Genomic DNA, 22,936 nt, shown 5'->3' with positions numbered 1-22,936 from the left:
GTCATGACCATTACCGGGAGCAGCAATGCGGCCATTGCGGAGATCGAGGAGGTAATCGGGGGCTGGGCGGAGGCGTTGCGCCGGAAGGATGCCGCCCGCGTCCTCGCCCACGGCACGGACGATTGCCTCGTCTTTTCCCTGGCGCCGCCCCTCAAGGCCTCCGACGCAGATGCCGGCGGCCTCGAGCAGTGGTTCTCCACGTGGAAAGGACCGCTCGGCTTCACCCTCGAGGATCTCGACGTTTCCGTGAGCGGCGACGTCGCCTTCGCCACTGCGCTGACGCATCTTTCCGGCGAGAAGCACGATGGTCAGAAGGCGGCGCTCTGGTATCGCCTGACCTTGGGCCTGACGCGCACCGACAGGGGATGGAAGATTGCCCATCAGCACGAATCCGTTCCCTTCTACATGGACGGGAGCTTCAAGGCGGCGATCGATCTCGATCCTCGATCCGAGGTCGACTGGCAAGCACCGTCGCGCCCGCCCATGCCCGGTGTCATCGCCTATCTCAACGTGGAGGATGCAGATGCGGCGGCGGCCTTCTACGTCCGCGCTTTCGGCGCCAAGGAGGAGGACCGCAAACTTGCCCAGGACGGAAAGCGCCTCATCCACTGCCACCTGACGATCAACGGCGGCGCATTGATGTTGAACGATCCCTTCCCGGAATTCGGCCATCCCTGGAAGCCGCCGGAGGGCTTCGTGCTGCACCTCGTCGTCGACGACGCGGATTTCTGGTGGAAACGGGCGGTGGAGGCCGGCGCGGAGGTGACGATGCCGCTGGAGATCGCCTTCTGGGGCGATCATTACGGCCAGCTCAAAGATCCCTTCGGGGTTACCTGGGGGATCGTCGCACCGGTAAAGGAAGGCGGTTGAACCGCTCGGCCCGCGATCAGCAGGCGAGGTCGGCCACCACGGCGTCGAGGATCAGCATTCCGGCGGGCGTGCAGCGCAGCCGCGAATTGCCGATCCGTTCGATGAAACCATGCTCGATCAGGAACTCTTCCCGGGCCGGATCCGGATCGCGGCCCGAGAGGGTCTGCCAGCGGGCGAGATCGACGCCTTCGCGCAGCCTCAACCCCATCAGCAAAAGCTCATCGGCCTGCGCCTCGAAATCGAGCAGTTCCCGCTCGATCAGGCCTTCGCCGCATTCTTCGACGCGTTGCAGCCATGCCTCGGGGTTGCGCTCGGTTGCGGTCGCGATCTTGCCTGATCCGATCGCCAGCCGCCCATGGGCGCCGGGGCCGATGCCCGCATAGTCGCCGTAGCGCCAATAGGTGAGGTTGTGCCGGCTCTCGGCCCCCGGCCGGGCATGGTTGGAGACCTCATAGGCCGGCATGCCGATCGCCGCGGTGATCTCCTGCGTGGCCTCGTAGAGAACAGCCGACTGCTCGCCATCCGGAACGACGAGCTTGCCTGCCTTGTGCAGGCCGTAGAAGGGCGTCCCTTCCTCGATGGTAAGCTGGTAGAGCGACAGATGATCGACGGCGTAGGAAACCGCCTCCTTCAGTTCGCGCTCCCATTCCTCGACCGTCTGGTTCGGCCGCGCATAGATCAGGTCGAAGGACATCCGCGGAAAGATCTCGCGGGCGAGCCGCACGGCCTTCAACGCATTCTCGACATCGTGCAGCCGTCCGAGAAATTTGAGGTCACGGTCGTTGAGAGCCTGGACGCCGAGCGAGACGCGGTTGACGCCGGCCGCCCTGTAGCCGCGGAAGCGCGTCGCCTCGACGCTGGAGGGGTTCGCCTCCATGGTGATCTCGATGCCGTCAGGCACGTGCCAATGCCGGGCAATGCCGTCGAGGATCGCCTCCACCGTCTGAGGGTCCATCAGCGACGGGGTACCCCCGCCCATGAAAATGCTGGTGACGGTTCTCGGACCGGAAAGCGCGCGCACCGCCGCCATTTCCTTCAGGAATGCGGCGACGAAGCGAGGCTGATCCACCGGCTGGTGGCGCACATGGCTATTGAAGTCGCAATAGGGGCATTTCGCCGCGCAGAACGGCCAGTGCACATAGACCCCGAAACCGGGGTCCATGCCGTCACCGATCGCTGAAAGCGGGGCTATCTGCATCGTCTTTCTACTCAGGCGCCGAGACAGGTTTCGGCGAACAGCTTGAATGCGCGGGCGCGGTGCGACAGAGCCTCGGGATCGCCCGGCTTCCAGCCATGCTTCTCCTCCGCACTCATTTCGCCGAATGTGGTGTCGTAGCCCTTCGGTTGGAAGACCGGATCGTAGCCAAAGCCGCTGGTGCCGCGCGGCGGCCAGACGACATAACCCTCGACCTCGCCGCGAAAGAGCTCGACATGTCCGTCCGGCCAGGCAAGGCAGAGAACGGACACGAAGCGTGCGGTACGGCTTTCGGGCGTCACCGCACCCTTGTCGCGGAGCGCCTCTTCGACCTTTTCCATGGCCATCTGGAAGTCGCGGCTGCCGTCCTCACGTTCGGCCCAGTTGGCCGTGTAGACGCCGGGGGCGCCGCCGAGCGCGTCGATGGCAAGACCGGAATCGTCCGAAAGCGCCGGCAGTCCGGATGCCCTGGCCGAGGCGAGCGCCTTGATCGTCGCGTTCTCCTCGAAGGTCGTGCCGGTCTCTTCCGGCTCGACGAAATCGAGATCGGCTGCCGATTTCGCCTCGAAGCCGAGAGGCCCGATGAGGTCGCGGATCTCACGGATCTTGCCGGCATTATGGCTCGCGACGACGAGCGTCTTGTCGATCAGTCTGCGCATCTGTTCCGTTCCGTTCAGGTTCTGCCGAAATCAATCCTTGGCCCAGAGGCCCGCTTCCGCGCATTCCAGGCTGTTGCCGGCCGGATCGCGGAAATAGAAGGAGCGGGCGCCGTTCGGCCAGCGGACATCCGCCTCGATCGAAACTCCGGCTGCCTCCAGTTTCGCCTTCCAGGCATCGAGTGCCTCGGCGGCGACCCGGAAGCACATGTGCCCGTTGCCCTTCGTCCCGTGCGGAGGCACGGGAAGTGCGCCCGGTGCAGGCGGCTTCACCGTCTCCGCCGGGTTGAAGATCAACAACACGCCTTCGCCGCAGCGGAAGAAGACATGGCGGCTACCGGCGCGCGTGATCCTTTCAAGGCCGAGGACCGTTCCGTAGAAGGCCTCGGCCTGGTCGAGATCGTCCGCGTAAAGCGCGGTTTCCAGAATGCCTTCGAATGTCGGCACCGGACCGGTTCCTCTCAAGTGATCCAGAGCACTTCCGGAAAAGCCATGACGGCGTTCCGTCCGGAAGTGCAAATTGTCGAAGCGTCAGATCATCTCACTGCTGCCGTGCAGCAGAGAGCAGTCTAGCCTGCTATCGCCTGCTTCTGCATTTCGACGAGTTCGGCAATGCCGTTCTTGGCGAGCAGCATCAGGCTTGCGAATTCTTCTTCGCTGAAGGGCTTGCCTTCCGCCGTTCCCTGGATCTCGACCAGGCCGCCGCTGCCCGTCATCACGAAATTGGCATCCGTCTCCGCAGCCGAGTCTTCGAGATAATCGAGGTCGATGACCGGCTGATTGGCGAAAATGCCGCAGGAAATGGCGGCCACATGATCTTTCAGGACCTTCTCCAGCTTGACCATGTTGCGCGCTTCCATCCACTTCAAACAGTCGTGGAGGGCGATCCAGGCGCCGGTGATCGACGCAGTGCGCGTGCCGCCGTCGGCCTGAAGCACATCGCAGTCGATCGAGATCTGACGTTCGCCGAGCGCCGGAAGATCGACGACGGCTCTGAGCGACCGCCCGATCAGCCGCTGGATCTCCTGCGTGCGGCCGCTCTGCTTGCCGGTCGCCGCCTCACGCCTCATGCGCTCGCCGGTCGCGCGCGGCAGCATGCCGTATTCCGCGGTGATCCAGCCCTTGCCGCCGTTGCGCAGCCAGGCCGGAACTTTTTCCTCCAGGCTGGCGGTGCACAGAACATGCGTGTCGCCGAAGCGTACCAGGCAGGATCCTTCCGCATGCTTGGAGAAATTGCGCTCGAACGAGACCTTGCGCATTTGGTCGATTTTTCTGCCGGATGGCCGCATCGTCAACTCCTGTCGATCCCGACTGCATGTTCCTTCGAGTCCTGTTCGGTTCAAGGACAAGACCATGCAGAATTCAAAGTGCTCCAGCGGCCTTTGCGCGTCTGAAGACACGCGGCGCTTTCGTGAGCCTTCTAGATCATGGCGTGGGCAAAGGGAACCGTTTGATGTCGAAGCTTCGCAGTGATTTTTCCCTTTTGCCATTCCCCGTGCGGATCACTATATTCTTTGCGAACACGGAATACTGATCACGGAGTGACATGGTACTGCGCAACCCTGGAACGAAGGGGATCGCATCGGCGCTGGACGAGCGCTCCGGCGAGATCTTCCGCCGCATTGTCGAGAGCTATCTGGAAAGCGGGGAGCCGCTGGGCTCGCGCAATCTCTCTCGGCTGTTGCCGGTGTCGCTGTCGCCGGCCTCGGTTCGCAACGTGATGAGCGACCTCGAGGATCTGGGCCTGATCTATTCCCCCCATGTCAGCGCCGGCAGGCTTCCGACGCAGCTGGGCCTGCGCTTCTTCGTGGACGCCTTCATGCAGGTGGGCAATCTCTCGCCGGAGGAACGCGCCTCGATCGAAAGGCAGGTTCACCCGGGAAATCGCGACCGGTCGGTCGAAAACCTTCTTACCGAGGCGAGCCAGATGCTGTCCGGCATGTCGCGCGGCGCAGGTCTCGTCATCACCACCAAGAGCGACCCCGTTCTCAAGCATGTCGAGTTTATCCGGCTGGCGCCGACCAAGGCACTGGCGGTGCTCGTCGGCGAGCACGATCAGGTGGAGAATCGCATCATCGAGCTGCCGGCCGGGATCACCAGCGCCCAGCTCACGGAAGCGGCGAACTTCGTCAACGCTCACCTTGCCGGTCAGACGATCCCCGAATTGCGGACGCAACTGGAAAAGGTCAAGGAGACGGTGCGCGGCGAGCTCGACGCGCTCTCGCAGGACCTGGTCGAGCGTGGGCTGGCGATCTGGTCCGGAAGCGAGGGCGACGGCCAGCCGGCGCGGCTGATCGTCAGGGGCCGCGCCAATCTGCTCGAAGGATTGGAAGGGACGGACGACATTGAGCGGCTGCGCATGCTCTTCGATGACCTCGAAAAGAAGGACAGTCTGATCGAGATCCTCAACCTCGCCGAGAGCGGCCCGGGCGTGCGCATCTTCATCGGTTCCGAGAACAAGCTGTTTTCACTCTCCGGATCCTCGCTGATCGTCGCTCCCTACCGCGACAGCGACGACCGCATCGTCGGCGCGGTCGGTGTCATCGGGCCGACCCGGCTCAACTATTCCCGCATCGTTCCCATGGTCGATTACACCGCACAGCTCATGTCGCGGCTGTCGCGCTGAGCGAATCCTTTTGATCGATGCAGCAATCGACCCTTGATTTTTCGGGCCCAAACATCGATATCGGGCTTCAAATCCAGGCAACAGAACGTTCAAGCAAAGCGACTTCCGCTGGTTTGATGATGCCGAACAGAGCAAAAGACAGAAATTCGGAGAACGTCATGACCGACGAAACGAACAAGAACGGACCCGAGGCCGCGGCGCCTGAAGAATTCGAAACAGCCGCTGAGCCGCAAGCTGCGGAGAAGCCGGAGGCGGATGCTTCCACGACCGCGCCGGATCCGCTTGAGCTTGCCAGGGCCGAGAGTGCGGAACTGCGCGACAAATATCTTCGCCTGGCTGCGGAGATGGACAACCTGCGCCGGCGCACCGAACGTGACGTGAAGGACGCGAAGTCCTATTCCGTCGCGGGCTTCGCGCGCGACATGCTGGCGGTCTCCGACAACCTGCGCCGCGCGCTGGATGCGATTCCGGCCGACGCCAGAGAGGCGGGCGATGCCGGCCTGAAAGCACTCATCGAGGGTGTGGAAATGACCGAACGGTCGATGCTCGCGGCGCTCGAGCGTCACGGCGTGATGCAGCTGGACCCCACCGGCCAGAAGTTCGATCCGAATTTCCACCAGGCCATGTTCGAGGTCCCGAACACCGAGGTTCCGAACAACACGGTCGTCCAGGTGGTCCAGGCGGGATACACGATCGGCGAGCGCGTTCTGCGCCCGGCGATGGTCGGTGTTGCCAAGGGCGGCCCGAAAGCCGCGTCCTCTGAAAGCGAGACGCCTGCTGCCTGACGGCGCATGAATGCGATTTGCGAAGGGCCGCGCACTCTGCAAGGTGCGCGGCCCTTCGTCATTGTTCGAAATATCGCATGCTCTTCCAACCGGCTCCGGCAGGACAGCAGGCAGAAGATACTCAGGCAGCGTGCGATGTCGTGTCGTCGCTAAGCAGCGTGTAGATCGCGCTTGCCGAGTCGCTCGCTCGGATACGCGACACCATGTCGTGGTCGCGCAGCACGCGGGCGATGCGCGAGAGCGCCTTGAGGTGGTCGGCGCCGGCACCTTCCGGTGCAAGCAGCAGAAAGACGAGGTCGACCGGCTGGTCGTCCAATGCCTCGAAATCCACCGGCGTATCGAGCCGCGCAAAGATACCGACGATCGACGGCAGATTGCTAAGCTTGCCGTGCGGGATGGCGATGCCATTGCCTACCCCGGTCGAGCCGAGTCTTTCTCGCTGCAGGATGACGTCGAAAATCTCCCGCTCCGGAAGACCGGTGAGCTTCGATGCTTTTGCCGCCAATTCCTGAAGGAGTTGCTTCTTCGAGTTGGCCCTCATGGCCGGGATGATCGCATTTTGATGCAGCAAGCCTGCCAATGCCATTCTTTTATCCTCGTTCGCCGGTTAGAGCCTGGCAATCTCATCACAAATGCGCCGTGATGGCTCTACCCATCTTTGTCTTGGCGGGTCGAATGCACAGAAAAGTCGAGCTTTTCCGCCGTCCCGCTGATCGGAAAGACGGGGGACGCCAGTCCGGCTGGCTTCCCCCATCCCCACTCATGCCTTGATATTGGCGGCGTCGATCCAGCCAATATTCCCATCGTTGCGTCGATAGACGATGTTCAGGTCATCCTTGCCGGGGCTGCGGAACATCAGCACCGGTTCATCCGTCATGTCCAAGGCCATAACGGCATTGGCGACGGACATTGTTCTCAACTGTTTCGTCGTTTCGGCAACGATCGTCGGCGCATAATCGTCGGGGACTTCCTCGTCCTCAAAGGGCACCGAGTCCATCACTCGATAGGCCACTTCGGTGGCATTCTGCCCGTTGCCGTTGTGATGGTCCTTGAGCTTGCGCTTGTAGCGCCGGAGCCGCTTCTCGATGCGCTCCGAAGCCGCGTCGAAGGCTGACTGTGGCTCGTTCGCCTGGCCGTTTGCCTGCAATACCACGCCCGTATCGAGATGAAGCTTGCAGTCGGCGCTGAATCGCGACCCTGACTTTTCCACAGTGACCTGGCTCGAATATCCTCCGTCGAAATATTTGGTTACGGCCTGCTCGATCTGCTCGCCGATGCGGACGCGAAACGAATCGCCGATTTCCATATGTTTACCGGATACACGCACACTCATGGAGTTTCCTCTCTTGTTCGTGAATTGCGTGCCCAGTCTATTCCAAGCGCCCCCGTCATCCAAGCACTTCAGCGACGGGAGTCCCGAACAACCGAAATCGTGAGCGCGCGCTGCCTCTATGCAAGCGCGGCGGCCTCATATCCGCTGTACCGCGGAGAGTCAATTGCGCGTCGTGGGATTAAACGTTCATCGAGCCCCGGCGGTTCCGCAGGCGAGAGCCCAAAGCGCAACCCGGCTTACGCGCTTGCGGCCGCCCGGAAATGCTCAGAATGCCGAGGTTTTGGCCAGCGCGCGTTTCTCGCGGCGGCGCTGGACGGAGGAAGGGATGCTCATCGTCTCGCGATATTTTGCGACGGTGCGTCTGGCGATATCGACGCCGGCTTTCTTGAGGACGTCGACGATATCGTCGTCCGAGAGCACGGCATCGGCGCTTTCCTGATTGATCATCGTGCGGATGCGATGGCGCACGGACTCGGCGGAATGTGCATCGCCGTTTTCCGCCGAGCCGATCGAGACGGTGAAGAAATACTTCAATTCGAAGAGCCCGCGCGGGGTCAGCACGTATTTGTTGGAGGTGACCCGGCTCACCGTCGACTCGTGCATCTTGATCGCATCCGCGACGATCCTGAGGTTCAGCGGGCGAAGATGGCCGACGCCGTGGACGAGAAAGGCGTCCTGCTGCCGGACGATTTCGCTTGCCACCTTCATGATCGTCCTGGCGCGCTGATCGAGGCTGCGCGTCAGCCAGTTGGCATTTTGCAGGCACTCGTTGAGAAAGGCCTGTTCGCCGCTGTTCTTCCGGCTGGACCGTGATATTTCGGTGAAATAGTCGTGGTTGACGAGAACCCGGGGCAGGGCATCCGGATTGAGCTCGACCAGCCAGCCGCCATCGGGTGCGGCACGCACGACGACGTCGGGAACGATGGCCTCGAACACACCGGTTTCGAAGCTGGTGCCCGGTTTCGGATCGAGCTTGCGGATCTCGGCGAGCATATCGACCAGGTCTTCCTCGTCGATGCCGCAGATTTTCTTGAGACTTGCGAAATCGCGCCGTGCCAGGAGCTCGAGATTGGCCACGAGCGCTTCCATCGCCGGGTCGAGGCGATTGCGGGCGCGCAGCTGAATGGCAAGACATTCGCCGAGCGTGCGCGCAAAGACCCCCGGCGGATCGAACTGCTGAAGCACCTGCAGCACGCGCGCCACGTCCTCGACGGCCGCGCCCAGCTTCTCCGCCGTCTCGGCGAGGTCGGCGTGCAGGTAGCCGGCATCGTCGAGCTGGTCGATGAAATGCAGGGCGATCAGCCGATCGGAGGCAGTGCTGAGTGCAAAGGGCAACTGCTCGGCGAGAGCCTCCCTCAGCGTCTTGCGGCCGGCAACGAAATCGTCGAGATCGTAGCCCTCGGCGTCGCCGGCGCCCGGCATGGATTTCCATTGGCCGAGAAGCTCGGGCGCATCCGCCCGCTGCGGCGCCGTATCGTCGGGGAAGACGTTGGCGAAGTCGGCGTCGAAGCCTTCGCTGAGTCTCTCGCCGGATCTCGACATGGCGCTGTCGTAAAGATCGCTCTGACCTGCCGCTTCGTCGGTCTCGCCGCCGGTCTCAGCCGGATGCGGACTGGCATCCTCGCGATCCGATGTCGTTGCCTCATCGGCCGATTGGACCTCCAGCAGCGGGTTCTTCTCGACTTCCTGCGCGATGAAATGGCTGAGCTCCAGATGGTTCATCTGAAGCAGCTGGATCGACTGCATCAGCTGCGGCGTCATGACCAGCGACTGCGACTGTCTCAGATGAAGGCTGGCGGACAAGGCCATGCTGGCGTGAAACTCCCGTCGAGTTCTCCGAGCCGTGTCCGCTTGGACGGGCCCATTTTTTTATTGGCCCAAAAATTGCTTATTACTGGAATTTGGTCAAGCATGGACGGCGGCGGAGGTGCCGATTCAGCCGGCGGTCGTCCGTTCTGCCGGAATGCACGCCGCCGGCAGGTATCAGAGGCTGAAATTGTCGCCGAGATAAAGCCGGCGCACGTCCGGGTTGGTGACGATGTCGTTGGCGCGGCCATGCGTCAGCACTTCGCCGGCATGGATGATATAAGCCCGGTCGATCAGCCCGAGCGTCTCGCGCACATTGTGGTCGGTGATGAGGACGCCGATGCCGCGCGAGGTGAGGTGGCGCACGAGCGCCTGGATATCGGCGACGGAGATAGGATCGACGCCTGCGAAGGGTTCGTCGAGCAGCATGAAGGTCGGGTCGGTCGCAAGCGCACGGGCGATTTCGAGGCGCCGGCGTTCGCCGCCCGATAGCGCGATGGCGGGCGATTTGCGCAGGTGGGTGATCGAAAATTCACCAAGCAGATCGTTGAGCTTGCTCTCGCGGCGGTCGACGTTCTCGTCGTGAACCTCCAGCACCGCGCGGATGTTATCCTCGACCGTCAGCCCGCGAAAGATCGAGGCCTCCTGCGGCAGGTAGCCAACGCCCAAGCGCGCCCGGCGATACATGGGCATCGTCGTGACGTCGTTGCCGTTGATCTCGATCGAGCCCTCGTCCACCGGCACGAGGCCGGTGATCATGTAGAAACAGGTCGTCTTGCCTGCGCCGTTCGGACCAAGCAGGCCGACAGCCTCGCCACGGCGCACGACGAGCGAGACACCGTTGACGACGCGGCGCGAGCGGTATGATTTCGTAAGGTTCCGGGCAATCAGCGTGCCGTCGTAGCGCGCCTTGTCGACCGCGCGGGCAGCTGTCGCTGCCGCCGACGGCTTTTTGCCCCGTTTGCGTTTTTGGAGGAAAGGAATCTGCACGAGCGGGTCTATGTCAGTTCGTCTTGCGGGACTGCGGATCGAGCTGGATCTGTACGCGGCCGCCGCAGGCGTCGAGCTGCGCTTCGCCGGTGTCCATCTGGACGTTCAACTGGCAGCCCACGAAGACGTTCTTGCCTTCCGACAGCACGACCTTCTTGCCCTTGAGCACGATCGTCTGGTTGGTCAGGTTGACGATGCCGCTTTCGCCCGTGGCCTGCTGCGCACCGGAGCTGAGGAACACCTTGTTGCTGACCTCGATCCGATCGATATCGGCGTTGCCGCTGGTGACCGAGCCGCCGCCCGCCTTGTAGAAGACGGTCATGTTGCCGGCCTGCAGCGTCGTCGTGCCCTGGACGACCTTCACATTACCGGTGAAGATCGCCTTGCTTTCCGGATCCTTGATCTCAAGCTTGTCGCTCTCGATCTGGATCGGCTGGTCGTTCGAAAGCTGAAGGCCCTGCATGCGACTGGAGGTTGCCTGCGCCAGGGCGGCGGAAGCAATCAGCGAAGCGCCGAGCCCGGCCACGGCCAGAGCGGCTGAAATCCTTATGAGAGCGGCAGGTTTGACCGACATGGCTGCAGGGGATCCTGTTCTTGGGGTCCTGTTATTTTGCGTTTTTGCGAATGGCGCTGGGTTCGATATTGACCCTTACCATGCCTTCGAAAGTTACGACACGTCCCTTATCTGTCATTCGCAGCTTCTGCGCAATGATCGATCCGCCCTTCATGCTGATGGCAATCGGTTGTTTCGTCTCCATTTCGCCGGCATTGATGTCCAGATAGGCGGACTGGAAATCGGCATTGACGCCATTATTCATGGAAATCGTGAACGGGGCGTTCATATCGAGCGTATTCGCGCCGCGGTCGTAAATGCCACTCGTCGCATCCACCGTGGCGATCAGCGTATCGTTGACCGGCATCTCGGCGTGAATGGTCTCGAGTGTGATCAGATTCGGGTTGGCGATATCCTGAAGCGCCCGCGCGGCCTTCATCGAATAGCTGATATCCTGCTTGTTGCGGCCGGAAATCGCCGGGTTCTGCATGACGATCTTGCCGTTCTCGATCGTGGCCGTCTCGAGCTGCAGCTCTTCGGGCAGGAAAGCGCGCACGAAGGAAACGGCGACGAAGATCAGCGCAATCGCGCCGGCGATGAGCGGCAGCATGACTTTCAGGCGCCTTACGCGCGCCGAATGCCGCGCCGCCGAAGCATAGGCATCGGCAGAGCTCGTACCCACATCGGCAAAGATTGCGGGGGATCGGGCTTCGTTCAGCATCAAGGGCCTGTCAGTTTCCTCTGACCTCGGGCAGTCCGAGGGACACATATACATACATCGGCGTAAGCCACGGCGAATATGGTTATCTTGCTGCCGCCCAGCAATGGAGCGGTGCAAACTTTGCATTGTAAGACAATCCGGCCGCACTATTTCAATCCGCCGGGCATGCTCTACTCCATGCCGCGTCAAACCCCAAGGGGTTTCATACAGCAAGCCGCGTCGGCCCGGTACGTATTCCCGTGCGTCGCGTTGCAGACTGCCCTAGCTTGCCGCGTCTGAGGCGGATAGCATGTTCCGTGGGAAACTGACAGAACCCCTTACCACAAATCGGAGACACTCATGGACGAACTCGCCATTGCCGACCGCCGCAGACTGCGCAGAAAGCTGAGCTTCTGGCGTTGGGCGGCGGTGGCCGTTCTCGTCGCCGGCGGCCTCGCGCTGTTTGCCTTCTCAGGCTGGGGCGACGTGACGGAGCGCGCGCGCGATCACGTCGCGCGCGTTGCCGTTACAGGTCTTATCCAGGACGACCGGGAGCTTGTCGAGCGGCTGGAGCGGATCGCCGACAACCAGTCCGTCAAGGCGCTGATCGTGACGATCTCGTCGCCGGGCGGCACCACCTATGGCGGTGAGATCATCTACAAGGCCATCCGCAAGGTTGCCGAGAAGAAGCCGGTGGTCTCGGATGTGCGCACGCTTGCCGCGTCGGCCGGCTATCTGATCGCCCTTGCAGGCGACCGGATCGTTGCCGGGGAGACCTCGATCACCGGCTCCATCGGCGTCATTTTCCAGTATCCGCAGGTCAAGACCCTCATGGACAAACTCGGCGTGTCGCTTGAATCGATAAAATCGAGGCCTCTCAAAGCCGAACCGTCGCCGTTTCATCCTCCGAGCGACGAGGCGAGAGCCATGATTCAGGCGATGATCGACGACAGCTACGGATGGTTCGTCGATCTGGTGGCCGAGCGGCGCAAACTGCAGCGACCGGAAGCGCTGGCCCTTGCGGATGGCCGCATCTTCACCGGGCGGCAGGCGCTGGAAGGCAAATTGGTAGACGAGCTCGGCGGCGATGATGAAATCAGGGCGTTTCTGGCCGAACGAAAGGTCTCGAAGGACCTTCCCGTCCTCGACTGGGAAGCACCGAGCGGCGCGCTGTCCTTCGGCCTCGGATCGCTCCTGGCCGAAGCGGTCAAGGCGTTGGGATATGAGGCTTTTCCGACGATGAAGAGCCTCGAAAAGACCGGCCTGGACAAGTTGTTTCTTGACGGTCTTGTTTCGGTTTGGCAGGTTGAAGGGCATTGAGGAAGGCACGTGTGCTAGCCGCGTCACGAGGCCGTAGCTCCAGGCGAGCCTTCCCGAATGCGCAAACGCAGACAAAACAAGCCAAAAAAACCAAGGGGGGCGAACGTGATCAAGTCAGAGCTGGTGCAGATTGTGGCGGCGCGCAATCCGCATCTCTACCACCGCGATGTCGAAAATATCGTCAATGCGGTACTCGATGAGATCACGGACGCGCTTGCTGCCGGCAACCGGGTGGAGCTGCGCGGTTTCGGCGCATTTTCGGTCAAGAACCGGCCATCGCGGTCCGGCCGCAACCCACGCACCGGCGATTCCGTCTTCGTCGAAGAAAAGTGGGTGCCCTTCTTCAAGACCGGCAAGGAACTGCGTGAGCGGCTCAATCCGGGGATGAACGACAACAATAACGGCGAAGACGACTGACGAACGAGGCGCACAGGGATTGGCGCCTCTCGCGCGGGCGCCGAGTTCCACGTGTCGCGGCTCTCCGCCTCATAAGCGTGTCGAAACAAGGCGGCCCGCTTTATGTCACTATTCGTATGCATGTCGTTGTCGCGAAGCCGCCCCACAATTCCGGGCGACATGCATTAACATTCTGGTCGGAGCGGGTGCATGCTCAAGAAACTCATCAATATCGTCGTCTTCGTGCCGCTCGGAGTGCTGCTGATCGTCCTGAGCGTGGCCAACCGCCAGACGGCAACGCTTGCGCTGAATCCGTTCAATCCCGCCGACAGCGTGCTTTCGATCTCGGCTCCGTTTTTCGTATTTCTCTTTCTCGCCGTCATTGTCGGTCTCGTGCTCGGCGCTGCCGTGACCTGGTTTACCCAGGGAAAATATCGGCGTCGCGCGCGCAGCGAGGCCCACGAGGCGCTGAAATGGCATCGCGAGGCCGAAAAGCAGCGCGGCCAGGCGGAGAAGCTGGCGACGCAAGCGAGCCTGCCCGCGCCGCAAGGCTGAGATTGGTGCTGAACGCGTTCCGAGCCCTCAGCTCGCCGCCTCGGCCTTGCCGCTGACGGCCAGGTTGAAATCCGCGAAGAATTGCTGGGCGAGCTTGCGCGCCGTCGAATCGACGAGGCGCGAGCCAAGCTGGGCAAGCTTGCCGCCGATCTCCGCCGTGACGTCGTAGCGCAGCACGGTTTCCGCGCCCTCGTCCAGCAGCGTGACGTCGGCGCCGCCCTTGGCAAAGCCTGCTATTCCGCCCTTGCCCTCGCCGGATATGGTGTAGCTCGCGGGGGGATTGAGGTTTGACAGAACGACCGTGCCGTTGAAGGATGCGGAAACGGGGCCGATCTTGATCTTGACCACGGCCGCAAGCTCGGTTGGCGATTTCAATTCAAGAGACTGGCAGCCGGGAATGCATCGCTTCAGAATGTCCGCATCGTTCAGGCCACGCCAAACCGCGTCTCGGTCAGCCGCGATACGTTCCTCTCCGCTCATATTCATGCCGGTCCTCCCGTCCACTCTTGTTGGCGATCTTCGCAATCGGAAACGGCTTTGCCAAGAGCACCGGCGATGCTATTTGCAGGCTGAACATGCTACGGACGTGGCGAAGGCGCGTAAAACCGGTCGAGAGTGGCTGCGCCGAATGGTTGAACGAAGTCCAAGGATCAGCGCGTGAAGGAAAAAGACCGGCGATCGAAGAACGCATCGGTGACGGCGGCAAAAAGCCGGGGCGCCGAGGCGCGCGGCGGCCGCCACGAGCAAAGGCTGCCGCCCGCAAAAGGCGCCGGGCCCAGGACGAAGGGCGGGTCCAGGACGAAGACCGGGCCCAAGACAGCGGCAGGAGGGCCGCCGCCGGAAGCGGCGCCGCGCAAGAGCGAGCGGCCGTCTGTCCAGGAGAGTGCTCCGACGCGGCGCATCGAGCCGAGAAGCGGCGAGAAGCCGGCCGAGAGGGTGCCGCTTATCCTCGAGACCGCCGCTGCTGCGGGCTATCATCTGGTCGACAGCGGTGATGGGGAGAAGCTCGAACAATACGGTCCCTATCGTATCGTCCGCCCCGAGGCACAGGCGCTTTGGCCGAAGGCCCTGCCGGCATCGATATGGGAGCGGGCCGATGCCGTCTTCACCGGCGATACCGAAGAGGACGGCATGGGGCGTTGGCGTTTTCCGGGCGAGGTGCTCGGCGAGACCTGGCCGATGCAGCTCCTCGATACGGATTTCCTCGGCCGGTTCACCTCCTTCCGCCATGTCGGCGTCTTTCCGGAACAGCTCGCCCATTGGTCGTGGATGCGCGACCAGGTAGCCGCAGCCGGCCGGCCTCTCAAGGTTCTCAATCTTTTCGGCTATACCGGCGTCGCCTCCCTGATCGCCGCCAAGGCGGGCGCGGAGGTCACGCATGTGGATGCCTCCAAAAAGGCGATCGGCTGGGCGCGCGAGAACCAGGTCCTGGCGCGCGCCGAGACGTTGCCGATCCGCTGGATCTGCGACGACGCCATGAAGTTCATCCAACGCGAGGAGCGGCGCGGCAGCCGTTACGACATCATCCTCACCGACCCGCCGAAGTTCGGCCGCGGTCCGAACGGCGAAGTATGGCAATTGTTCGATCACCTGGCCGCGATGCTGGACATCTGCCGCGAGATCCTGTCGCCGGACGCCCGGGGCCTCGTGCTCACCGCCTATTCGATCCGGGCGAGCTTCTATTCGATCCACGAGCTCATGCGCGAGACCATGCGCGGGCGTGGCGGTCGGGTGGAATCGGGCGAGCTCATCATCCGCGAGGGCGGCCTCGACGGCACTGCACCGGGCCGCGCACTCTCCACCTCACTCTTCAGCCGCTGGGTGCCGAAATGATCAACGACAGAAGCGACCACGGCACGGCACGCGTCGGGCAGGTGAAGGAGGTCACCAGCCTCACCAATCCGATCGTCAAGGATATCCGGGCCCTGACGCAGAAGAAGCATCGCGACGAGACGCGCTCCTTCATGGCCGAGGGGCTGAAGCTCGTCATCGACGCGCTCGATCTCGGCTGGAAGATCAAGACGCTCGTCTATGCCAAGGCGGCGAAGGGCAAGCCTCAGGTCGAGCAGGTGGCGGCGAAAACGGTCGCCAGAGGCGGGCTCGTCCTCGAAGTCAACGAGAAGGTGATCTCCACCATCACACGACGCGACAATCCGCAGATGGTCGTCGGCATCTTCGAGCAGCGCTACTCTCCGCTCAAGGATATTCGTCCGCAGGAGGGGGAGACCTATGTGGCGCTCGACCGCGTGCGCGACCCGGGCAATCTCGGCACCATCATCCGCACCGCCGACGCGGCCGGGGCTTCCGGGATCATCCTGGTCGGCGAAACCACGGATCCCTTTTCGCTCGAGACCGTGCGGGCAACCATGGGTTCGGTTTTCGCCATGCCGATCGCGCGGGCGAATACGGAGGATTTCATCCGCTGGCAGAGAGCGGCCGGCGTTCAGGTGGTCGCGACCCATCTGGCGGGTTCCGTCGACTATCGCACGATCGACTACAAATCGAAGCCGGTCGTGCTTCTGATGGGCAATGAACAGGCGGGCCTGCCGGTGGAACTCGCGCGCGAGGCTGGCGCACTCGCCCGCATTCCGCAGGCGGGGCGTGCCGATTCGCTCAATCTCGCCATCGCGACCGGGATCATGCTGTTCGAGGCGCGGCGCCACCTCCTGTCTCTGGATGGCGGCCGATGAAGCAGGAGCAGACACTTTTCTCGCGACCGTTCCCGATCGCGCTCTTCATTCTGGTCGCGCTCGCCGCCGACCAGTTCATCAAATATCTGGTGGAGGCGTATCTGCCGTTCCAACAGGGCGTGCCGGTCGTGCCGATGCTCGCCCTCTACCGAACCTACAATTACGGCGTCGCCTTCTCGATGCTCTCCGGCATGGAGGGGTGGTTCATCGTCGGCATCCGGCTGGCGGTCGTCACCTTCGTGCTCTGGCTGTGGCGCCGCACGCCGAAGGACCGGTTCTTCGCCCATCTGGGCTACGCGATGATCATTGCCGGGGCGCTCGGCAATCTCGTCGACCGGCTGCTCTTCGGCTATGTCATCGACTATATCCTGTTCTACACGGCCACCTGGTCCTTTGCCGTCTTCAACCTGGCGGACAGTTTCATCACCGTCGGCGCCGGCGCGATCATTCTCGATGAACTGCTGCAGGCGAAAAAGGAGCGTTCCCTAAAACTTTAGGCACCGGCTGAAGGCATTCGGAAGGCTTGCCGTGCTAGTCCGCGGGCATGAGCGAGCGGATGTTTCGAGAGCGGATGAGGGCTGGCGCGGACACGGGGTCGGGCGCCGGCAGGACGGCCTCAGCGGCACCCACCGTGAAACTCGCCGCCGCCGTCATCCGGCAGCGCCGGTCGTTGGGCTACCCCTCGGCAGGGCCGCCGGTCACGCGCATCGCCTATGCTCTCGCCGGCATCGTTGCGGCAATGCTGCTCCTCGCCGTCGGTGCGAGCGCGGGTCTGCACCTGCTGCCGGCGATCATCGCGGCTGGCGGCATGGCCGGCGCCTTCCTGCTGTTGTCCGGCCGCGAGGAGGCGTCCGGGAAGTGGGTCGTCGGTGCCGGCGGGACTGCGCAGGACCCCGCACGGCATGGCGTTGAACCCGCGGCGCTTGCGACGATCCATGACGCCATGGGCGATCTCGCCATCGTCCGCGACCCTGATGGCAGGATCATGCAGGCCAATGGCGCCTTCCATGAGCTTTGCGGATGCGCGGACGCGCGAGGGCTGACCTGCGCGGAGCTGGGACTGCGCTTCGAGCCGAAGCCGGGCCCAGACCGCTACTTTGTGCATATCTATACGCCCGCGGGCACGCGGCTCTACGACTGGCACGACGTGCATGTCCGCGACCCGGCGCGCGGCCGGTTGATGCGCCACAGCATCGCTCGCGATGTTACCGAGGAAATGCTGGCGGCAAGCCGGAGGGAGGAGGCGCGGCGGCGCGCCGAGGAGGCGAGCCGGGCGAAGTCCCGTCTGCTCGCCACCGTCAGTCACGAAATCCGTACCCCGCTCTCCGGCATCCTCGGCATGAGCCGGCTGCTTGCCGAGACGCGGTTGTCGGAAGAGCAGAAGAACTATCTCGCCGGCATGCAGCAGTCCGGCCACACCCTGGTTCAATTGGTCGAGGACCTGATCGATTTTTCGTCGCTTGCCGCCGGACGGTTCCAGCTGCGCCCGTCGCAGGAGGATCTGCGCCAGACAGTCGAGAACGTGGTCGAGATGCTTTCGCCCCGCGCGCACGAGAAGAACATCGAGATCGGCGCAACGGTCGCCATCGAGGTACCCGAGCGGATGCTCTTCGACGCGGCGCGCCTGCGCCAGGTGCTGTTCAACGTGGTCGGCAACGCGGTGAAATTCACCGAGAAGGGCGGCGTCTTCGTCTCCGTCGACATCGAGAACGGTTCCGTGCGCATCCGGATCGACGATAGCGGCCCCGGCATGTCCGCCGACGAGCTCGCGCGCGTTTTCGAAGAGTTCGAGCAGGCAGGCGATGATGCCCAGCGTGCCAAAGGCACCGGGCTCGGCCTCGCGATATCCCGGCGGATCATGGAGGCCTTCGGCGGCAGCCTGACCGCCACGAGCATGTCCGGCGAGGGAAGCCGGTTCGAGATCCGCTTCCCGTTGGCTGGCGCCGGTCTCTCGACCGTTCCCGTTCGGCGCGGCATTCTGGCGGGTGCACAGGTGCTCGTCATGGCACCCGAGGGGCCCTCCTCGGCCGCGCTTGCCGCCACGATCCAGACGCTGGGCGGTACGTGCCATCGGGCTTCGACACTTGCAATCGCAGAACGGGTCGTCGCCGGCGCGCTCGGCAATCGGCTGCCGCTGACGGATGTCATCGTCGATCACCGTCATGCGGCGCAGTTTCGCGAGCTTCTTGCTCGCGAGCCGGCGGTAGCCGGCCTGCGATTGCGCAGAACCTATCTCATCAGTCCCGAGGAGCGCGCAAGCCATCCGGTGAGCCGGCTCGGCGGTTATGAGGCCTGGCTGATCCGCCCGCTTCGAGAGAGATCGCTGGTCGAGGTGCTGCTCGGGCGGCTCAGAGGAATGGAGAAACGCGACGCGATCAACGACAACAGACCGGTGTTGCGGGAGGAGCCGGCGGCGATGGTCGCGACGGCGGACATTCGCGCCATCCTGCTTGCCGAGGACGACCCTGTGAATGCACTCGTCCTGCGGTCGGTTCTCAGCCGTACAGGGCGTGCCGTCGATCATGTCGGTGACTTCAAGGCGCTCGAAGCCGCACTCCGTTCGGCCGGTTCCGCCCCGCCGCCGCTGATCGTCACCGACCTCAACATGCCGGGCGGAGATGGTCTCGACGTGCTCCGGCGTCTTCGTGAAGCGGAGGCCGCCGGAGGCAGGCGGCGGGTGCCGGTCCTCGTCCTGACCGCGGACGCGCGCGGCGATCTCGACGAGCGCCTTCGAGCCGCGGGAGCGGACGCCGTGCTGGCGAAGCCCGCCGACCCGCAGCAGCTCCTTGCCGAAGTCACCCGCCTCATGGATCCCGTTACGAATTAGAATCCCTCGCTTCGGGGCACCGGGCCGGGTCGGGGTTGTATACTGCCCTGGTGTCACTATGTTGTTGCAGAAACGTGGTCTAAGCCCGGCAGCAATGACGGTTCGGGATGACACGATATGACGATCGAACTTCTGGATTCGATGGGCGTGGTTGACACCTCCAATGCTTACATCCGCAAGGCAGTTGCGGCTCCGGCTGGCGATGTTTTAGGACGGATCGCCAATCTCGAGACCCGCCTTGCCCGTTCGGCAGCCGAGGTCGATGCGGCGCAGGCAGTACGCTACAGGGTGTTCGTCGAGGAGATGAAGGCGCAGGTGGCGCCCGAGGCCGGCCGACGCAAGCGCGACATCGACAGCTGGGATGCGATCTGCGACCACCTGCTGGTCCTCGATACATCCATCGAGGGCGATGCGGAGGAGCAGATCGTCGGAACCTACCGCCTGCTGCGCCAGGACGTTGCCGAGCGGACCGGCGGCTTCTACTCGGCCTCGGAGTTTGCGATAGGCGAACTTCTCTCGCGTCATCCCGACAAGCGCTTCATGGAACTCGGACGTTCCTGCGTGCTGCCGGAATATCGCACCAGGCGCACGGTCGAACTGCTGTGGCAGGGCAATTGGGCCTATGCGCTGAAGCACGGGATCGATGCGATGTTCGGCTGCGGTTCGTTTCCGGGCGTGGTTCCCGAAGAGCACGCGCTCGCGCTCTCCTTTCTGCATCATAACGTCCGGGTCCGGGACGAGTGGGCGGTTTCCGCCCGGCCGGAGCTTTACCGGACGATGGATCTGATGCCTCCGGAGGCGATCAACCCGAAGAAGGCGCTCGCGGCGCTTCCGCCGCTGATCAAGGGCTATATGCGGCTCGGTGCGATGGTCGGCGAGGGGGCGGTGGTCGATCAAGCGTTCCGCACCACCGACGTTCTGATCGTCCTGCCGATCAGCAATATTTCCGGCCGTTATCTGAACTATTACGGCGCCGATGCGGGGCGTTTCTCCTCGTCGGTGTCCTGATCGTCTATCGCCGCACCTCGAATTTTCATGACGGAAGCATATTGAACCATAAAGGAGAACATTCGCCGCTCTGCCTGCGAGGGTAGCTCCGCGAGCAAATCTCGACTTTTCATCACGAACGAAATTGGTCAGCCATGATACATTGAGCCCGCCTCCGTTCCCGGGAAGCGGGCTCTTGTTTTGAGCGCTCGCGCGATCTTGAGGCTTGCTCCAACCATAGCTTGGCGACGCGCAACAGCCGAAGTGTCAGCAGCTTTCCGGCTTTCCGCCGACCCGCGTCACGTCCCGGCGTTATAGGCAGCGATCGCGGCCAGGTTGACGAGGTCGGAGTCCTTTGCCGACATGGAGGCGATCTGGACCGACTTGTCGAGGCCGACCAGCAGCGGGCCGATCACGGTCGAGCCGCCCAGCTCCTGGAGCATCTTCGTCGAGATCGAGGCCGAGTGGAAAGCCGGCATGACGAGCACGTTCGCGGTGCCGGAAAGCCTGCAGAACGGATACTGCTCCATCACCCGCGCATTGAGTGCCACGTCGGCGGCCATTTCGCCGTCATATTCGAAATCCACACGGCGCCGGTCGAGGATTTTTACCGCCTCGCGTACCCGCTCCGAGCGTTCGCCGGAAGGGTGGCCGAAGGTCGAATAGGCGAGCATCGCCACCCGCGGGACATAGCCCAGCCGCTTGGCGAGGCCGGCCGCTTCCTCGGCAATATCCGCCAGCTCCTCGGACGTCGGCATGTCGTGCACCGCGGTATCGGCGACGAGCACCGTACGGCCGCGGCAGAGCGCAATGGACACGCCGATCACCCGGTGGCCGGGCTTTGGGTCGATGCAGCGGCGGACATCTTCGAGCGCGGTCGAATAGTTGCGCGTAAGGCCCGTCACCATGCCGTCCGCATCGCCGAGCGCCACCATCGAGGCGGCGAAATGGTTGCGATCGGTATTGATCAGACGCTGCACGTCTCGGAACAGATAGCCCTTCCGCTGCAGGCGCGAATAGAGGAAATCGGTATAGGCGCCGACGCGCTTCGACAGGCGCGCATTGACGATCTGAATGCCGGCGCGGTCGAGGTCGATGCCTTCGCGCTCGGCGGTTTCGCGCATCACTTCCTCGCGCCCGAGCAGGAGCGCCGTGCCGAGCTGCTGGTTGGCATAGGCGATCGCCGAGCGCATCATCTGCACTTCCTCGCCTTCGGCAAAGACGATCCGCTTCGGCTGGCGGCGAACGCGCTCGACGATGCGTTGCAGCGTCGAGGCGATCGGGTCGCGTCGCGCCGAAAGCTGCTGTCCATAGGCCTTGAGGTCCTCGATCGGCTTGCGGGCGACGCCCGTCTCCATGGCCGCCTTTGCAACAGCCATCGGGATCGCCGAAATGAGGCGCGGATCGAAGGGGACGGGAATGATATATTGCGGCCCGAAGCGCGGGCGGTTGCCCTGATAGGCAGCGGCGACGTCGTCCGGAACGTCTTCCTTGGCGAGATTGGCGAGCGCTTCCGCCGCGGCGATCTTCATCGCATCGTTGATCGTCGAGGCACGCACGTCGAGCGCGCCGCGGAAGATATAGGGGAAGCCGAGAACGTTGTTGACCTGGTTCGGATAATCCGAGCGGCCGGTCGCGACGATCGCGTCGTCGCGGATCAGGGCCACTTCTTCAGGCGTGATTTCCGGATCGGGATTGGCCATGGCGAAGATGATCGGTCGTGCGCCCATGGAGCGGACCATGTCCGCGGAAAGCGCGCCCTTGGCCGAAAGGCCGAAGAATACGTCGGCGCCGTCAAGTGCCTCGGCAAGCGTCCTGCGGTCGGTCTCGACCGCATGCGCGGACTTCCACTGGTTCATGCCGTCGGTACGGCCCTTGTAGATGACCCCCTTGGTATCGCAGAGGATGATGTTCGCCGGGTTGAAGCCCATCGCCTTGATGAGCTCGATGCAGGCGATCGCCGCCGCGCCCGCGCCGTTGCAGACGAGCTTGGCCGTCTTGAAGTCGCGGCCGGTCAGGGTCAGCGCGTTGACGAGGCCTGCCGCGGCGATGATCGCGGTGCCGTGCTGGTCGTCATGGAAGACGGGAATGTCCATGACTTCGCGCAGCCGCTGCTCGATGATGAAACAGTCCGGCGCTCTGATGTCCTCGAGATTGATTCCGCCGAAGGAGGGACCGAGAAAGCGGACGCAGTTGATGAATTCGTCGACGTTTTCGGTGTCCACCTCGAGGTCGATCGAATCGACGTCGGCGAAGCGCTTGAAGAGGACGGACTTGCCCTCCATGACGGGCTTCGAGGCGAGTGCGCCGAGATTGCCGAGGCCGAGGATCGCCGTGCCGTTGGAAATCACCGCAACCATGTTGCCGCGAGCCGTGTAGTCGTATGCCGTCGCCGGATTGTCGGCGATCGCCTTGACCGGAACGGCGACACCGGGCGAATACGCAAGCGAAAGGTCGCGCTGCGTCGCCATCGGCTTGGTCGGCGAGATTTCCAGTTTTCCGGGACGACCTTGAGAGTGAAAATCGAGCGCTTCCTGCGCCGTGACGCTGGTCATTGCGCGGTCGGTCTTGTCGATACCCGGCATGTTTCCTCAACCTCCTGTGGGCGACCCTCCTGGTCAGCCTCTTTGTTGTTGTCGTCTATAAA

23 protein-coding genes are annotated in these 22,936 nt (G+C 63.2%); 11 read left to right on the top strand and 12 right to left on the bottom strand.

Annotated elements, in window-relative coordinates:
* The first annotated feature begins 3 nt into the window (after positions 1-3).
* The gene (locus AC6CIG_RS12750; protein WP_437407957.1) at positions 4-870 is read left to right on the top strand and encodes a nuclear transport factor 2 family protein; all 867 of its coding nucleotides are present in this window, start codon (positions 4-6) and stop codon (positions 868-870) included.
* Positions 871-886: 16 nt separating this feature from the next.
* Here the strand turns inward: AC6CIG_RS12750 and hemW are convergent, their stop codons facing one another.
* The 4 genes from hemW to rph form a co-directional block, all read right to left on the bottom strand.
* Entirely contained in the window at positions 887-2,068 is a 1,182-nt protein-coding gene (gene hemW, locus AC6CIG_RS12745) for a radical SAM family heme chaperone HemW (protein ID WP_018093980.1), read from the bottom strand.
* Positions 2,069-2,079: 11 nt separating this feature from the next.
* Positions 2,080-2,724: an RdgB/HAM1 family non-canonical purine NTP pyrophosphatase gene (gene rdgB, locus AC6CIG_RS12740; protein WP_018093981.1), complete on the bottom strand. Its 645-nt coding sequence runs from the start codon at positions 2,722-2,724 to the stop codon at positions 2,080-2,082.
* 30 nt (positions 2,725-2,754) lie between these two features.
* The gene (locus tag AC6CIG_RS12735; protein ID WP_018093982.1) at positions 2,755-3,168 is read right to left on the bottom strand and encodes a VOC family protein; all 414 of its coding nucleotides are present in this window, start codon (positions 3,166-3,168) and stop codon (positions 2,755-2,757) included.
* A 122-nt stretch (positions 3,169-3,290) separates the two neighbouring features.
* Positions 3,291-4,010 (bottom strand): ribonuclease PH, encoded by a 720-nt coding sequence (rph, locus tag AC6CIG_RS12730; protein ID WP_018093983.1) that lies wholly within the window; start codon positions 4,008-4,010, stop codon positions 3,291-3,293.
* Between the two features lie 257 nt (positions 4,011-4,267).
* On the opposite strand from rph, the gene hrcA reads away from it, so the two are divergent.
* Positions 4,268-5,347, top strand: coding sequence for a heat-inducible transcriptional repressor HrcA (gene hrcA / locus AC6CIG_RS12725; protein WP_003527730.1), 1,080 nt, complete (start codon positions 4,268-4,270; stop codon positions 5,345-5,347).
* 158 nt (positions 5,348-5,505) lie between these two features.
* On the top strand, positions 5,506-6,132 hold the full coding sequence (gene grpE / locus AC6CIG_RS12720; RefSeq protein WP_437407955.1) for a nucleotide exchange factor GrpE: 627 nt from the start codon (positions 5,506-5,508) through the stop codon (positions 6,130-6,132).
* A gap of 121 nt (positions 6,133-6,253) precedes the next feature.
* Here the strand turns inward: grpE and ptsN are convergent, their stop codons facing one another.
* The 6 genes from ptsN to lptC all read right to left on the bottom strand — a co-directional run bounded on the left by ptsN (position 6,254) and on the right by lptC (position 11,535).
* Entirely contained in the window at positions 6,254-6,718 is a 465-nt protein-coding gene (gene ptsN, locus AC6CIG_RS12715) for a PTS IIA-like nitrogen regulatory protein PtsN (RefSeq protein ID WP_018093985.1), read from the bottom strand.
* Positions 6,719-6,892: 174 nt separating this feature from the next.
* Positions 6,893-7,465, bottom strand: a complete 573-nt coding sequence (gene hpf / locus AC6CIG_RS12710) for a ribosome hibernation-promoting factor, HPF/YfiA family (protein WP_100669775.1) — start codon at positions 7,463-7,465, stop codon at positions 6,893-6,895.
* 264 nt (positions 7,466-7,729) lie between these two features.
* Complete coding sequence (gene rpoN / locus AC6CIG_RS12705; protein ID WP_437407954.1) at positions 7,730-9,274, bottom strand: RNA polymerase factor sigma-54; 1,545 nt, start codon at positions 9,272-9,274, stop codon at positions 7,730-7,732.
* A 174-nt stretch (positions 9,275-9,448) separates the two neighbouring features.
* Positions 9,449-10,255: an LPS export ABC transporter ATP-binding protein gene (gene lptB, locus AC6CIG_RS12700; RefSeq protein WP_419183647.1), complete on the bottom strand. Its 807-nt coding sequence runs from the start codon at positions 10,253-10,255 to the stop codon at positions 9,449-9,451.
* Between the two features lie 19 nt (positions 10,256-10,274).
* Positions 10,275-10,835, bottom strand: a complete 561-nt coding sequence (locus AC6CIG_RS12695; RefSeq protein ID WP_018093989.1) for an LptA/OstA family protein — start codon at positions 10,833-10,835, stop codon at positions 10,275-10,277.
* Positions 10,836-10,866: 31 nt separating this feature from the next.
* The gene (gene lptC, locus AC6CIG_RS12690) at positions 10,867-11,535 is read right to left on the bottom strand and encodes an LPS export ABC transporter periplasmic protein LptC (protein ID WP_018093990.1); all 669 of its coding nucleotides are present in this window, start codon (positions 11,533-11,535) and stop codon (positions 10,867-10,869) included.
* 339 nt (positions 11,536-11,874) lie between these two features.
* On the opposite strand from lptC, the gene sppA reads away from it, so the two are divergent.
* The 3 genes from sppA to AC6CIG_RS12675 all read left to right on the top strand — a co-directional run bounded on the left by sppA (position 11,875) and on the right by AC6CIG_RS12675 (position 13,785).
* Positions 11,875-12,834 (top strand): signal peptide peptidase SppA, encoded by a 960-nt coding sequence (gene sppA, locus AC6CIG_RS12685; protein ID WP_437407953.1) that lies wholly within the window; start codon positions 11,875-11,877, stop codon positions 12,832-12,834.
* 105 nt (positions 12,835-12,939) lie between these two features.
* The gene (locus AC6CIG_RS12680) at positions 12,940-13,251 is read left to right on the top strand and encodes an integration host factor subunit beta (protein WP_003527713.1); all 312 of its coding nucleotides are present in this window, start codon (positions 12,940-12,942) and stop codon (positions 13,249-13,251) included.
* 189 nt (positions 13,252-13,440) lie between these two features.
* Positions 13,441-13,785: a hypothetical protein gene (locus AC6CIG_RS12675; protein WP_018093992.1), complete on the top strand. Its 345-nt coding sequence runs from the start codon at positions 13,441-13,443 to the stop codon at positions 13,783-13,785.
* A gap of 27 nt (positions 13,786-13,812) precedes the next feature.
* Here AC6CIG_RS12675 and AC6CIG_RS12670 read toward each other — a convergent pair whose 3' ends face one another.
* Positions 13,813-14,271, bottom strand: a complete 459-nt coding sequence (locus AC6CIG_RS12670) for an SRPBCC family protein (RefSeq protein WP_018093993.1) — start codon at positions 14,269-14,271, stop codon at positions 13,813-13,815.
* A 171-nt stretch (positions 14,272-14,442) separates the two neighbouring features.
* Here AC6CIG_RS12670 and AC6CIG_RS12665 point away from each other — a divergent pair, with 171 nt between their 5' ends.
* The 5 genes from AC6CIG_RS12665 to olsB all read left to right on the top strand — a co-directional run bounded on the left by AC6CIG_RS12665 (position 14,443) and on the right by olsB (position 20,310).
* Positions 14,443-15,618, top strand: coding sequence for a class I SAM-dependent methyltransferase (locus tag AC6CIG_RS12665; RefSeq protein WP_437407952.1), 1,176 nt, complete (start codon positions 14,443-14,445; stop codon positions 15,616-15,618).
* Positions 15,615-16,475 carry a TrmH family RNA methyltransferase gene (locus tag AC6CIG_RS12660; protein ID WP_437407951.1) on the top strand — a complete coding sequence of 287 codons (861 nt, stop codon included), beginning with the start codon at positions 15,615-15,617 and terminating at the stop codon, positions 16,473-16,475. The genes AC6CIG_RS12665 and AC6CIG_RS12660 overlap by 4 nt, the downstream gene beginning before the upstream one ends.
* Positions 16,472-16,972, top strand: coding sequence for a signal peptidase II (lspA, locus tag AC6CIG_RS12655; protein WP_018093996.1), 501 nt, complete (start codon positions 16,472-16,474; stop codon positions 16,970-16,972). Before AC6CIG_RS12660 ends, lspA begins: the two co-directional genes overlap by 4 nt.
* 47 nt (positions 16,973-17,019) lie before the next feature.
* The gene (locus AC6CIG_RS12650) at positions 17,020-19,302 is read left to right on the top strand and encodes a hybrid sensor histidine kinase/response regulator (RefSeq protein ID WP_437407950.1); all 2,283 of its coding nucleotides are present in this window, start codon (positions 17,020-17,022) and stop codon (positions 19,300-19,302) included.
* 117 nt (positions 19,303-19,419) lie between these two features.
* Complete coding sequence (olsB, locus tag AC6CIG_RS12645) at positions 19,420-20,310, top strand: l-ornithine N(alpha)-acyltransferase (protein ID WP_018093998.1); 891 nt, start codon at positions 19,420-19,422, stop codon at positions 20,308-20,310.
* A 278-nt stretch (positions 20,311-20,588) separates the two neighbouring features.
* On the opposite strand, the gene AC6CIG_RS12640 is transcribed toward olsB, so the two are convergent.
* A complete protein-coding gene (locus tag AC6CIG_RS12640) occupies positions 20,589-22,874 on the bottom strand; it encodes an NADP-dependent malic enzyme (protein ID WP_437407949.1) in 2,286 nt (761 codons plus the stop codon).
* Positions 22,875-22,936 lie beyond the last annotated feature (62 nt).

It is taken from the genome of Sinorhizobium sp. GQ132 (genome assembly GCF_059758575.1).
This window is presented reverse-complemented; position numbering and strand designations above follow the sequence as displayed.